Source organism: Thalassoglobus sp., assembly GCF_048270125.1.
Taxonomy (GTDB): Bacteria; Planctomycetota; Planctomycetia; order Planctomycetales; family Planctomycetaceae; genus Thalassoglobus.
This window is the reverse complement of record NZ_JBLWTN010000003.1, coordinates 102526-116722: the sequence shown is the minus strand read 5'-3', so window position 1 is coordinate 116722 and position 14197 is coordinate 102526. Positions and strand designations below refer to the sequence as shown.

Annotated in this window: 7 protein-coding genes; 4 read left to right on the top strand and 3 right to left on the bottom strand. The window is 49.5% G+C overall.

Annotation, left to right across the window (positions count from 1 at the left end):
- Positions 1-373: 373 nt before the first annotated feature.
- Both ACN0YR_RS04935 and ACN0YR_RS04930 read left to right on the top strand, forming a co-directional pair.
- Positions 374-1750 (top strand): carbohydrate porin, encoded by a 1377-nt coding sequence (locus ACN0YR_RS04935; protein ID WP_417848085.1) that lies wholly within the window; start codon positions 374-376, stop codon positions 1748-1750.
- Positions 1751-2013: 263 nt separating this feature from the next.
- Entirely contained in the window at positions 2014-3399 is a 1386-nt protein-coding gene (locus ACN0YR_RS04930; protein ID WP_417848084.1) for an OprO/OprP family phosphate-selective porin, read from the top strand.
- 255 nt (positions 3400-3654) lie between these two features.
- On the opposite strand, the gene ACN0YR_RS04925 is transcribed toward ACN0YR_RS04930, so the two are convergent.
- Positions 3655-5133 carry a hypothetical protein gene (locus ACN0YR_RS04925; RefSeq protein ID WP_417848083.1) on the bottom strand — a complete coding sequence of 493 codons (1479 nt, stop codon included), beginning with the start codon at positions 5131-5133 and terminating at the stop codon, positions 3655-3657.
- Positions 5134-5544: 411 nt separating this feature from the next.
- Here ACN0YR_RS04925 and ACN0YR_RS04920 point away from each other — a divergent pair, with 411 nt between their 5' ends.
- Together ACN0YR_RS04920 and ACN0YR_RS04915 are read left to right on the top strand one after the other, a co-directional pair.
- Positions 5545-10011, top strand: coding sequence for a protein kinase domain-containing protein (locus ACN0YR_RS04920; RefSeq protein ID WP_417848082.1), 4467 nt, complete (start codon positions 5545-5547; stop codon positions 10009-10011).
- Positions 10012-10636: 625 nt separating this feature from the next.
- A complete protein-coding gene (locus ACN0YR_RS04915; RefSeq protein WP_417848081.1) occupies positions 10637-11890 on the top strand; it encodes a L,D-transpeptidase family protein in 1254 nt (417 codons plus the stop codon).
- Here the strand turns inward: ACN0YR_RS04915 and ACN0YR_RS04910 are convergent.
- Positions 11877-13025 carry a tRNA-queuosine alpha-mannosyltransferase domain-containing protein gene (locus ACN0YR_RS04910; RefSeq protein ID WP_417848080.1) on the bottom strand — a complete coding sequence of 383 codons (1149 nt, stop codon included), beginning with the start codon at positions 13023-13025 and terminating at the stop codon, positions 11877-11879. The two genes, ACN0YR_RS04915 and ACN0YR_RS04910, sit on opposite strands and share 14 nt — an antisense overlap.
- Before the next feature lie 43 nt (positions 13026-13068).
- Positions 13069-14184, bottom strand: a complete 1116-nt coding sequence (locus tag ACN0YR_RS04905; protein ID WP_417848079.1) for a glycosyltransferase family 4 protein — start codon at positions 14182-14184, stop codon at positions 13069-13071.
- Between the last annotated feature and the right edge of the window lie 13 nt (positions 14185-14197).

Sequence of the window (14197 nt, the reverse complement as noted above, 5' to 3'; positions counted from 1 at the left end):
AGTGAGGGAGTCGAAGAGCACATCGCGTCAACGCGATCCATTTGGGGGGCTATTCATTGTACGAAAAAGCCCCAATTTCGTCGATGTTGAACGATTTCGCCAGTAAATCTGCGGTTCGCCACAAATTTGTTGTAACACTGGCCCCTCATCACGAGTCAGGACTCGAACTTAAGTTCGACAAATTTGATAGAGCGCCGCGTCTCTTCGTGAGGGAATCATTTCGACAGAAAGAAATACTACAAACCCTACAATCGCTACATCTAGCTCGTCAGCCCCCTAACTCCCCGGCAGCTTCAGCATAACCCTACATTCATGCTGACTCGCAATCCGATGCAGATGAGACCGGATTCTCTCTTTTCAAGGATGATGAGATATGTGTGGGTTGTCAGGGATCAATTTGAAGTCCGTCCTTCAAGGATTTTGGACATTCGGAATTGCGATCGCAGTGGTCGCTTCGAGTCAATTGACGATGGCCGATGAAGCGTCCTGTCTGTTCGGCGATCCAGATCTTTGCCTGAAGTCCAATTCAATCGGCTCAGGCTGTGATGCCTGCTGCGGAGTCCTTGACGAAGGTTGTTTCTCTACGACTTCTCCATACCTGACAGGTGACTGGGGAGGGACTCGAACCGATCTGGCTGAATCTGGAATCACTTTTCAGGCTGATCTGACGACCTTCAGCTTCGGAGTTGTCGAGGGGGGCTTAGACCGCAAATTTCGGTACAGCGGACATGGCGACTACATCGTAAATATCGATGCTGGCAAACTCGGACTACAGGAAGGTCTGTTTGTGAAGTTGCGGGCAGAACACCGATTTGGCCAGACACTCGATGGATCAACCGGTTCTTTTATGCCGACTACGATCTCCTCATCTCTCCCCGTTCCTGACTCAGACAAAATTTACCTGACAAACGTTCTTTTCACACAGGCGTTTTCTGAAAACTTTGCAGTCTTCTTCGGAAAGATGGATACATTGGACGGAGATGCAAACGCTTTTGCCCATGATCGCGGAACGAAGCAGTTCTCAAATCTAGGCATGGTGGTCAACCCCATCGTCTTGCGAAGCGTTCCTTATTCGACACTCGGTGCCGGATTTGTCTGGATGGAAAACGGCGAGCCAATTTTCACATTTACTCTTATGAACCCTGAAGATACAGCCTCAACAGTCGGCATCAGCGATCTGTTTGCGGAAGGTATTTCGATGGCTGCCGAACTCCGACTTCCGACAAATTTCTTCGGAAAGCCGGGACATCAGCTCTTCGCGGGAACCTGGAGCAGCAGAGACTACACGAGCCTGGGACAAGATCCTCGAATCATTCTCCCGAATGTTCCCATCAACCAGACCTCCGGTTCATGGTCGATGTATTACAACTTCGATCAGTATCTGGTGACAGATCCTTGTGATCCAACACGTGGTTGGGGGGTCTTTGGTCGAGCAGGACTCGGCGATGACGAAGCGAATCCATTAGCCTGGTTCTTGAGTTTCGGAGTTGGAGGATCAAGCCCTCTTCCTGGTCGTAAAAACGATGGATTCGGAGCTGGCTGGTACTACAACGGAATCAGTGATGAGATTGGCCCGATCCTGGATCTCGCCTTAGGAGGCGTCAGCGACGGTCACGGGCTGGAACTCTACTATCGTGCTCAAATCACACCCTGGTTCGACGTGACTCCTGACGTGCAAATTCTTTTCCCGGGGCAATCGGGAGTGGATACAGCCTACGTGATGGGCCTGCGATCGAACATCTCGTTCTAGAGCATCTTTCGAATTGGTTTGCAGGATCTGCCTCGTGGCGAACAGCATTTTTCCTAGAGAAATGCGTTCTTCACGGGCACACGGTAGAGCAAACTGCTCTAATCCATGGCAGGTCTTTTGTACAAACTTGAGTGAATTTCAAACTAATTTGAAGTTCAGCACAAAATGATGCCGATTAATCCGATAAGGCAAAATTGCTTTGATTCGGTATGTTGGAATCGAAGCGGCAGCCTGTCCTTCTTCGATTATCAACGGCATCCGAAATGCGATTTCCAGCGTCGATTCTTGCTTCGATTGTCTGGATTTCGTGTTGTTCGGCACAAATCTCTGCACAGCCTGATGCTGTAGACAATTCTGCTCCACTTCTCGTGCCTCCGCCTGCTGCCGCACCTGTGCCGCAAGCAATCACAACAACTGAGAGTGGAAACCAACCGGAAGTAGTCCCCAGCGTTATCGAGGTTCCTCGAACTGATCTCAATGACTACGAATTCGTGCAATCGGGACGACCACTCTTTTCAAATGGTCAGAAAGAGTACCCCACACTTGAATGGGGAGGCTTTCTGCAACTCGACACGGGCTGGATCATTCAGGACCAGGCAACCGTCGATGCCGTAGGAAAAGTTAATACGGAAACCGGCTTGCGACGTGTTCGATTGCGGGCAAGCGGAAACGTTCGCAAAGAAACGTCTTACGTGATCGACTTGGACTTTGCTGCTTCCGGACATCCCAGTTTTCGAGACGTCGCGGTCATCTTCTCCGGTGCAAAGTTTGTTGACCACGTGGAAGCTGGCTACTTCAAACAACCATTCGGCATGGATGCCGAGTCGAGCGGGCGAGAGCTGTTGTTCATGGAGCGGCAACTTCCCTTCGCATTTGCCCCATTTAGACAAACGGGCCTTCGGAGCTTCGGAACATTTCCCAATGAGAACGGAACTTATGCCTTTTCCGCCTTCAAAACTCCCACAGACTCATATGGAGTTTCAAGTGGTAACAATGGAGGCTGGGCCTTTGCGACACGAGAAACCGTTCTCTTAGTCAACAACGATGACGTTCTAGTTCATCTCGGTGGGGGCTACAGTTTCGGGAACCCCGCGAATAATCGTGTTCGATATGCCGTTCAGCCAGGATTCTTCGTTTCTGATCCAAGCGACAATTCTGCAACGGGTATTCCTGCATTTGTTGACACCGGAAATATTCCGACAGACAACTTTCATCTCTTCAACCTGGAACTCGCTTCTCAGTATGGACCATTCCGCACTCAGGCAGAGTATCGCTGGTCAATTGTGAATCGACCAAATATGGACCCCGTGAATTTTTCCGGGGGATACTTTCAAGCGGGATTGCTGCTGACTGGTGAGTCAGCAGTCTACAATCGCAAACGCGGAATTTTCTCAGGCGTCATCCCTGATGAGGAACTCGGCGACTGCGGAATCGGAGCATTCGAGCTGACTGCAGGTTGGGCCATCATCGACCTGAATGACCTTGATGTCCAGGGAGGTCGTATGCAAACGCTGACGTTCGGACTAAATTGGTATCTCAACAGCTACGCACGAGTCATCTTCAACATGATTCCGGTCAAGCTGGACGCCCCCACTGTCGGACGTGCCGATAGTCTGGTGCTCTCCGGACGTCTACAGCTTGAGTTTTGAACTCCTGTCTTGTGGCAAACAGTCCACAAAAACTCGCAAGAATTCTTCACGGGCAGGAGATACGCTGAAAACAAAATAGAACCAATCCGGAACTTGTGGAATGGTCACTTTTCTTAGAGCAGTTTGCTCTACCGTTTGCCCGTGAAGAACGCATTTTTCTAGTAAAAATGCTGTTCGCCACGAGGCAGAACCTGCAAACCAATTCGAAAGATGCTCTAGTGTTTGAGAGAGTAAATTCGGGCTTCAGGGTTAGTTCTAAAAGTTCACGTTGTACTTTTGTGTCATTTTGACGCGAATCTCGGCAGTCGCATCCTGAATCTCTTTCCAGTTTGAGAAGCGTACTTTGCTTGCTTCCCCCTGTTCTTGTCGGGCAATTTGAGTTTTGATGCTCGCACTGGACCGGTAGTCGTTGTAGTACCCGTTCGAGTAATTTGATGAATAGACTCCCGACTTTCTGACTCCTGTTTCGATATTCGCCTGGCCTTGAGTCACCGATGTGGAGCGTAAAGTTTCCGAGACGGACAGGCCATAATCGACGAGTTCCACATCGACATTCAGAATTGGTAGCTCGTCGATCCGTTTTGCGTACCGTTGCATGTAAGTCGCTGCGAAGTTCTTTCGAGCATCACGATTTGTTTTGAACTCCAGATGCAGATCGTCGAGCAGTGTCGAAACCGAACTAAAATATTTCTGCGATGCTTTCACCACCTTGTCCTGATCATCAGCCTCAGCCGGCTCCACCCCTGCAAGGGCGCTGAAGTTCGAACTTGGAAGTTGCAGCAAACTCATCACCTTACGCAGATCTGTCAGTGAAAGCTCTCCCTCCAGGACCAGATTGTTCTGACTTTGGCTGAGACTCCAGTTCTCCAGATTCTCAAACGCAACTCCAAATTTCTGGAACACCTGGATGATTCCCTCTTTCGCCTTCTTTCCTAACGGGGACGGATCGGAGGCGAACTGAATTTCGAGTCGGCCTTGAATTTTAGTCGTGACGGAAATCGCCAGTTTCGCTCCCGTTAAGCTTTCGACAACCGGTTGCCAACTGGCTTGAGCGGCGGCATCATCTTTCAGAATTTCAAAATTACTGAGCCCTTCACGAAGTTGATGCGGAACAATGGCATTTTTGAGATCGATTGCTAAAACAATTTGCGTCTTGTCGTTGATATCATTTACAGAATCTGCCAGCGCACCTGCTGGATCCAATGATTCGATTTCTGTCGTCGTTGCCCAGCGAGCGACTTTTTGTCGGTTCGCAGGAGCCATGATCCCGAGTAGTTGATTGGAAAACTGAACAAAGTAGGCGTCACTCGGACTCCAGACAGCTGCCATACCTGCGATCGTATCGACCTCTCCACCTTCTGCTCGAGCGATTGCTCGGCTGGAAATTGGCTCCGAAAGATTCATCACCGCGACTTCCCAATCCTGCTTCAACTGATGATTTGAGTTCACCTGCGAACCGACGACAATTTTCGTTGCCTCGGGTGGAAGATAGAAAGGTGAGTTCACGTAAGCTGCTTCATTTTTATCTGCCCACTTCTCCTGCTTGCCGAGCGGACTCGTTCTTAGCGCGTCCGCATCGATTAAAATCAGCGCGTTCGCACTCGCGGGAATTTTCGCCGTTAAGGCAGGGAAATTGTCTTGGGCACTGGCCTGAGAGACGTTGAAGAAGGTCACCATTCCCAACAGCACAAGGGGAAGGTGATGGCAGTTCATACTGGAACAGTTCAATTTCATAGGACCATCACATTACAGGATTAATCATGGAAAGTTTTCAACGACTCTCGAAGCCGCAAAAAACCATGTTCAACTTCACTTCACCCCTCGAAGCATTGGAAAGGTTCAAAGCAGATTACCAATTCTGCAATCAGAAAACATTCTTCTTGCTCCACTACCTGATTTTTTTGAGCGATGAACAAAACGCAAATCACGCCATATTCTTGGTCATTTTCTTTTCACACTCGACCGACGAGCCGAAATTGGTTCAAATCGTGTGTTGAACAACTCCACTGTTCAACACGACTCACCTGTTTTTCCAGCTGGAAAATCCACTGTCAGCGAGTCATTCATACATCAGATGCTTCAATGATCGCAGCATGACCGATGTTCAAGATGTGTGTCATTTATATTTGGACCTGAAGGGCTGAGATGAATTGTCCGACAGACTTCGAATTGTCTGAGTTCCTCAAGGGGCGTCTTGAAGAGGAACTCAGCCTTCAAGTCGAGCAGCATTTCGAAGCTTGCCAAGAATGCACTGCTCGCATCGCATCACTGGATTTGGGGAGTCACACCATCTCCATGGATCGACTTTCCGAAGAAAAATCGGATTTTGACTTTGTCGACGAACCAGAGTGCCTGCAGCTTCAACTGTTTGCAAAAGATCTGACTCAGCGTGCCTGGCCGTATGGAGAGACGTCCACAATTGCTGTCCTCGACGATGGCAATTCGCATAGGCTTCCAGAGAGAATCGGTCATTTCCGTGTGTTGGATCGCATCGGAGCCGGATCGTTTGGTGTCGTCCTGAAATGCTGGGATGAACATCTCGATCGCCCGGTCGCCATCAAAGTCTCTCATCCATCGCGAATGAAATCCGAAAGTGATGCGGAACGCTATCGCCTGGAAGCCAAGTTATTGGCGAAAATGGGACATCCCAATATCGTCCCGGTTCATGCTTCTGGTCTGACTGATGATGGTCAGGTTTATATTATCTCTCGATATATTCAGGGACGGAATTTAGCGGAAATCCTCAAGGGGGAACGGTTTCAAATCGAAACGGCCGTGAGGCTCGTCTCAAAAATCGCAGAAGCAATCCATCACATGCACACGCATGGGATTCTGCACAGAGACATTAAGCCCGGAAACATCCTGATTGATGTCGACGATACTCCCTACGTGACAGATTTCGGACTGGCAATTCACGAAGATGAAGTCGTTCAAAATCGTGAAATCGCGGGGACGCTGGCGTATATGAGCCCTGAGCAACTCAGCGGCGATGGACACCTGATCGTTGCCCGTTCGGACATCTTCAGCCTGGGGGTCGTGCTTTTTGAAATGCTCACAGGCGTCCGTCCGTTTGGAGATCGCTTAGCTGACAACTCAACTGAATGGATGAGAAAGCCCCCGGTCCCCAGCGATTTCGAACCGAATGTCCCGGTAGCATTAGATCGAATTTGTTCGAAAGCTCTTCAAAGACGATCTTCCGAACGTCACTCCTCTGCGCGTGAATTCCAGATTGAACTTGAAAAATTCCTGGAAAACCCTGACGCGCAACCCGAATCAGAAGTCCAGATCAATCGAGTCTACCGAGGGTTGCGGGCTTTTCGAAAAGATGATGCTGAATTCTTCAGTGAATTACTTCCGGGGCAACTGTCGAGTGAAGGCCACCCGCAACAGGTTCAGCATTGGCTGAACCGCATCGATGGTCGAGATCCTGATTGCGAACCTCGAATCGGTGTCATCTACGGTGCAACAGGAAGCGGAAAATCTTCGCTCGTAAATGCTGCCCTCGTCCCCAAGCTTGCCGGAATTGCAACTCCAGTTTTGATTCAGGCGTCCGAAAAGAAAACAGAAATCGATCTCGCCTCTCAACTGAAAAAAGTCTTTCTGGATTTAGAAGCAGTCTCCGATCTGCCAGAGATGACGCGTCGCATCCGAAAGCGTCCTCTGCCACACGCGAACCAAAAAGTCGTTATCGTCATCGATCAGTTTGAGCAATGGCTGCAAGGTCGGCAAATTGATTCCGAGCAAGAACTGGTTCAAGCGTTGCGCCAATGTGACGGGCACTCCATTCAGTGCTTGCTCATTGTCCGTGATGATTACTGGGTCGAACTCTCGCAGTTCATGCGAATTGTCGAGGCCTCTCTCAATGAGGGAGACAACGCCATGGCTGTCCCGGAATTCACAATCGAGCATGCCAAAACGGTGCTCACCAAATTCGGAACGCTGTTAAAGAAAGGAGACCTGGAAGATCCGGAGAGGTCTGCCTTCATTGAACGGGGTGTCGAGCTGATTCAAATGAACGGTCGCGTCGCTCCTGTTTGGCTCTCTCTGTTTGTTGAGATCACAAAAGAGTTACCGTGGAACTCTGAAACAATCGGGTATCTTGATGATTTCAAAGCTTTGGGACGCACCTACCTGAGGCGACGATTTGACCCGGAAGTCTGTCCACGCCGATACCGCTCATTGATTCCCGCCATCAAAAAACTTCTCAATGCTTTACTCCCAGAACAAGGAAATAACTTAAAAGGCCAGGGGCTGAACTACAAAGAGTTACAGGAAGTTTGTGGATACGAGAATAAACCGCAACGTTTTGCACAAGTCATTGAAACGCTCGACAACGAGTTGCGAATCATTTCACCGATCCATCGAGAAGGGTCAGACGATGAAGATCAAATCTGCTACCAACTGACGCACGACTATCTGGTCCCCTCAATCCGAAGTTGGCTGGAAGAAGAAGAACTGCAGACACATACAGGACGCGCGAGACAAAAACTTCGAAACCATGCCTCTCTTTGGAGCCTGAAAAAAGAGGCCCGGCAACTTCCTGGACTCTTTGAAGTCGCATACATCCGCTCTGGAACCTCACCCTCTGAGTGGTCATCGCTAGAGTCAGAAATGATGAAGACGGCTCTCCGGAAAATTGCCACCCGGGCCTTGACCGCTGTCATCCTTCTTGCAGTCCTGGGAACTGTGATGATTCTCGACCTGAGAAAGCAGCGAGATACGGAACTGCTGGTGCAACTCAAGCAGGCAAACATTGAGAATGTTCCGCTGATCGTGAACTCCATTGAAGAGCGATTTCCACGAATGAAGGAGCAGGTCCTCAGTGAATTCCAAGCTTCCAATTCAGGGTCCGCCTCAAAAGCGAGACTTGCTTTGCTTCTTCTCGATGACGAAGAAGAGGCCGCAGCCGAACTGAAAAGACTATTGCCAGAATTTTCATTCGAAGATTTTCGGATTTTCACTGCACTACTGGATGAGCGTGACGTTTCACTCGATTCCTACACGGATCTGTTCCAGTCGCAAACAGTTCCTTCTAAGTTGCGTTTTCAAGCTGCCTGCGCCCTGTTAGCCACGAATCAGGATGCGACTCTGAACAACGATGAAATTCAAGCTGCCATCAGCGAGGCAGTCGTTGATGGCCTTATCGCCAAATCGGGGGTTTCTCTTGAAAACTGGACACACTGGCTGACTCCTTATCAGGAACATCTGACTGAGAAACTGACAAGGATTTTTGATGCTCAAGGTCCTCAATCCGATATCAACAAAGCTGCGTTCATTCTGTCAATTTTCTTGCGAGACGATCCCGAAACCTACTCGGAACTTCTTCTGCGCGCCAATGACGAACAACTTTCAACTCTCATAGACAGAATCATCGACATCCCTGAAGGTCACCTCCAAGCGCTTCATCAGAAGCGGCTGCAGATTGAAAACAACCCGGACTCACTCGACCAGAAATCCAAAATCAACTTGCTTGCCGCTTTCGTCCATCTCGGAGAAACGGACTTTCCATTCCCTTACTTCCATCGCCAATCCGACCCATCACTTCGCAGCCAATTCGTGCACAAGCTGGCTGGAAGCCGTGTCAACCCGGAACGCTTGCTCACGCACCTTAAAAAGTCAGACAACCCGGACCTCAGCGCAGGTCTCCTCCAGGTCTTAGGGTCAATCGAACCGCATCGTTTCACAACGGTGCAACAGAATGAACTCAAACAGGTCTCAACGAAACTTTTCATCGAAGACCCTGACCCTGAAGTCCACTCCTCGTCACAGTGGGTGCTCAAGAAATTCGGAGAGACACCTTCAGTCCCATCAACTTCTGAACGTGACGCCGAAAAAATCTCTCAGGGATGGTATGCGACTGAATCCGGCTTCACGATGATCGTTCCCCCACCAGAATACCGAACGATAACCTTGCAAGATGATTCGGATCAACTTTCCGTAAACTGGACGTTCGGAATCTCCTCGACAGAAGTCACCGTCAAACACTTCGCTGAATTTGAAAAGGATTACAAACTGAGAATCAGACCGAACACGCCACCTGAATCCGCAGCCGGTTACCTTGAGATCAGCGATGCGATGAAGTATTGCAACTGGCTGACAAAAAAGTCGGGAATGAGCGATGACGATTTGTGCTATGAAGCTGTCAAAAGACAGTTACACCCTAAAGTCGATTACCTTCAACGTAAGGGGTACCGGCTTCCGACTGAGAAGGAATGGGAACTGGCCACGCGTTCAGGAAGTCGCACTTACTACCACTTTGGATCGACAGACGATCTGGTGAACGACTACGCATGGCACCTCGAAAATTCGAACAGCCAAGTCCATCCTGTGGGGTTGTTGAAACCAAACCAACTCGGGCTCTTTGACGTGTGCGGTAACATTGGCGAGTGGTGTCACAATCACGATGATGTGGTTCGCAGTTTTAAGGTGAATCGTTCTGTTCGATATGCAGTCCCATTCCGTGGTGGCACTTTCCAGTCGCATATCGCTTCAAATGTGCCGATCGGAGCACTGAAATCAGATAGCCGAATCGTCATGGGGCAAGGTGGAATAATCTCGTACCTTGGATTTCGCATTGCCCGCACCCTCCACCACCCGGATAATCCCGAGTAGTTTCGAGTTGGACGATTCCTTCGTCGTACACCGAGTCTCTCATCTCAAACCAATGAAATTCTTTGAAAAACAAGGTTTCGTTTCGCGCCCTGCTCGCTTTCCGTCGAAACGTGATGTCCCTCTGACGCTCAAGCCGCGAGCAGTTGCACAATGCAAAGTCGATTCGTGAGAGAACCAAATTTTCCTCTTGGCACAAAACGTGACTTGCGTTAGCTTTCCGGTTCATTTCCTCACTCTCCCCTCACTACTATCAATTATTCACGAGCTGGGAAGGATTCCCATGCGTCGCTACTTCATGATTTCACTCTCTCTATGTTGTTTGGCAAGTGGTTGCCAAATGTTAGAGTGGGTGCAGCCGCATCAATTGTGGAAACTCAACCGGCAACCTGCGATTTCGCGGGATGATGCCTATTTCAACGTCCCTGCGCAACCCGTTCCGAATCAGAGTTCAATGATTCCTGCGGAAACAAAAGTGAGGGCTTTTTGATTTTTGAGATCTGCGAAGAACACGCAAGTGTTAATAAAGTCAAGGATGACTGTTTCGACTCTCCGCGGTGAACAGTCGTGCATCCTCCATATTAATTCGCCGCGGAATAGATACGGCTTCTGTCGTCGCGAGCGGCTTATGTTTGAGTATCAACCACGTCGACATCCTTTGCAAACTTTTCAATTCTGGTTCGCTGTTCTGGTCTGCGCCGGAGGCGTTGCAGTCTGGAGGTTTGGGATATTTTCTCAAACTCCACAGACTGTGAATCTTCCCCCAGCGATCTCTGACGAAACAATGCCGCCCCCCCCTCAAAGCGGTTCTATTGTCAGAGTTCCTGAACAGTTTGAGCAAAAATCTTCAGAGAAAAAACATAATGTTGCGATGGCCCCGCAACAGTCTGAAGAGCCTCTTGATGAAACACTTCCCGAAAACCGTGCTGCTCAGCCGATCAGTGAAGTCGGCGGTGAGACGAGCGGGACGATGGACGGAAACAGTGCCTCCACCCGTGATCTGGAAATTCAAACAGCAAGCGGTATCCAACAGCACGGGTATAAAATCGAACAAACAAGCATTCAACAGACAAATCTGGGGAGTCAGCCCCGAGGTGAAGAACACCATTCGACAGGGCTCACTTTCAGAGCACAGCCCGAAGCCTCCACTGAGTTGCCAGTCATATCGCCAGCACTTTCAGCTCAATTCGACTTCACGGAAGTCGATCAACTCATCGAATCCGGAGACGATGTTGCCGCATTGCGGACTCTCTCAACCTGGTATTGGGAATACCCGGAGCGCCGACGACAACTCTGGCATCGTCTAAATCTGTTGTCACGCAGAATTTATTTTCAACCACACCCCCACTACATGGAACCGTATGAAATCCAGTTCGGTGACCGACTCGAAACCATCGCCAGACAACACCAGGTTTCCTGGGAATATCTTTCGAAAATCAATCGAGTTGACGCTCAACGAATCAAAGCTGGAAAGAAACTGAAGGTCATTCAAGGCCCCTTCAGTGCGGTTGTTGACTTGACCAAATTTGAAGTGACCGTCCATGCTCATGGATACTTCGTGGTCCGCATGCCGGTTGGAATTGGCAAAGATGGATCAACCCCGATTGGGAAATTCAAAGTGACCGACAAAGTTGTCGACCCTATTTATTACGGTCCCGACATCGTCATTAAAAACGATGACCCCACGAATCCACTTGGAGAACGTTGGCTGGCCATCAGTGACGAAGCTGGAACTCTTGAAGGTTACGGAATTCATGGAACTATCGACCCAGACTCCATTGGCAAAGCAGACTCGCGCGGATGTATTCGGCTGCACGATCAAGATGTCGCCGACCTTTACGACCTGCTCACCATCGGTTCAGAAGTGATTATTCGCCGCTGAGCTTGCTCGCGAGAAGAAACTCAACTTCCGCATCCATGGCTTCCGCTACGATTCTCCATTCGAACCGTTGAGCCAACTCAACAGCAAAACGTTGATCAGCTTGGAAAGCAGCCAGGGAATCGAGCTTCCTTTGTGCCTGTCGCCTTAAGTTTTCGACGAGACCATTTGTTGTTCCATCATAGAAAAAGCGGGCTTCATCTCTGACGAGTTCGGGATACGACAATCGCTGCGGTAGAATCGGCACGCAACCGGCATTCATTGCCTCTAAAACTGCAATTCCGAAAAACTCATGAATTGCTGTCGAGACCACCACATCTGCCTGCGCGAGCAACTCGAAGTACCGCTCCTTCGATTCTGCAAAGCCCCAATGGACGATATTCGCTTGAAATTCTTCATGCGCCTTACTGAAACATTCCGGCGTGTTGCGATACGATTCTCCGAATACGCTGAGCTGAAAAGCCAGTCCGCTCCCCCGCAGCTGACTCAATGCTTCAAAGAATTGCTCAGGATTTTTATCGTGTTCCCATCTTCCAACCCAGGCAATATGAATTGGTCCGCCGGAGGAAATCCTCGCTTTAACACGCTCAATTCCCGGTGAATGAACCTTTGCAAGCTGCTCCACTTTCTCAAGCTCTTCCTTCCATCGAGCGGCATCACTCTGAGCGAGTTTCGGCACCCGGGAGAGCTGGTTTCGCACATGATTCAAAAGATTTCCCTGATGGTAATTTGAGTTGAACCAAACCTGATCGGCGCTCAGCAGAGAGACAAGATTTGTAAACGCAAAATGTTCATCTCGTTGAGCCTGTTCACCTTCAAGACGTGTTGGATATTCAAATTGATTTTCATGGAAGTAGAGAACTACCGGGCAAGACCGGACCGACTCCGGAAGCTGCCCTTTTAACTCCGCCACATTGAGCATATCGGTCGTGAAGATGACGTCCCACGAGTGTGGTTCCTTTTCAAGAAATTCCCGAATCTGCAATGCAAACGATGTCGCAGCGTGCCGCATTCTCCATTTCCACTGAGTCCCCGGAAGCGTAAACAGTGTGAACTCATGACGGCTCTCTTTTGCCCAGCCATCAACAAACGCCCGATGGCTTCCAGAATGAAACGGATTCAGAGCCAGTATTTTCATGGGGTTCAACGCCACTCTTTGTTTGTACTTTAACGACTCGACATCAAGAGATGTTCGCCCAAGTCTGCGAAAGTTTGTCGGCATTGCTGGAAATATCAAACCGTTCAATGATTTTTCGCCGGGCTTGTCCTGCAAGTCGTTGCTGCAAAATTGAAGAGGTTAGCAACCGTTCCACTTGCTCCGCGATCGCAGCTGGGTCTTCCGCATCAACCAGTAGAGCGGATTCTTCATGCGTGAGAATTTCACACGTCCCTCCGACCTTTGTGGCAACAATTGGAACTTCACAAGCTGCCGCTTCCAACAAAATTCGTCCGAGAGGTTCTTGCCGAGCCGCGTGAACGACCAGGTCAATTTCATTCAAGATCGAGCGAATGTCGCTGCGAAATCCGAGTCGATGTAATCGTTTCCCCATCCCGGCATCTTCGAAAGTCTGCGTGATCTGTTCGTCAAACTGTTGGCTCTCGCGTTTTAGAGAATGCCGTTCCCCTACCAACAAAAAATGCAGATCGGGAAATCTCTTATTAAGCATCGCGGCGGCATCGGCGACATCCCCCTGCGCTTTTCGCAAACATATTTGCCCAATCGTGGCAACGAGCCTCACGTTCTCCGGAAGTCCCAACTCTTGCTTAAGAGCACCTGTCGCAGGGCTTGGCGAAAAGAGTTCCAGATCAATTCCGTTATAGCATGTCTCGACTCGATCGGGACGGAGACCTTGACCGATATGATAGTCGCGGGTCGCATTAGAGACAGCGATCAGCCGAGCATGCTGATTTAAATCACGAATTGCAGATCGACTCAGCGACATGATATCACGGATGTGAGTCGATGTCGGGATCGGCAACTCGTTGGTCACTCCGCCGAGAATTCTCCCCATCGTCAAACTATTCGCATGGAGCAGATCAAGCTGATGCGTATCGATTACTTTTCGGAGCTGTCGGATGAGATCATGCTGTGAAATACGTTCTCCGGATTTTGATCGAAGCTGCAGGTTTTCAATCAGGACGTTTTGTGAAGCAAGTTCCTCAATGAGTGGTCCCTCACTCGGAGCAAGAGCAACGAATTCGCATTTGACGCGATGGAGCTCTTTGATGGCGGCGAGAATCGACTGTTCCCCTCCATTCAAAGTTGCGTATTCAAATAACAGACCGATACGTTTCAATGTTCACTCTTCA

Bases quoted from the DNA above. Each gene is read 5' to 3' on its own strand.
- ACN0YR_RS04910 (WP_417848080.1), bottom strand. From the start codon at position 13,025: ATGAAAATACTGGCTCTGAATCCGTTTCATTCTGGAAGCCATCGGGCG.
- ACN0YR_RS04925 (WP_417848083.1), bottom strand. From the start codon at position 5,133: ATGAAATTGAACTGTTCCAGTATGAACTGCCATCACCTTCCCCTTGTG.
- ACN0YR_RS04935 (WP_417848085.1), top strand. From the start codon at position 374: ATGTGTGGGTTGTCAGGGATCAATTTGAAGTCCGTCCTTCAAGGATTT.
- ACN0YR_RS04915 (WP_417848081.1), top strand. From the start codon at position 10,637: ATGTTTGAGTATCAACCACGTCGACATCCTTTGCAAACTTTTCAATTC.
- ACN0YR_RS04920 (WP_417848082.1), top strand. From the start codon at position 5,545: ATGAATTGTCCGACAGACTTCGAATTGTCTGAGTTCCTCAAGGGGCGT.
- ACN0YR_RS04930 (WP_417848084.1), top strand. From the start codon at position 2,014: ATGCGATTTCCAGCGTCGATTCTTGCTTCGATTGTCTGGATTTCGTGT.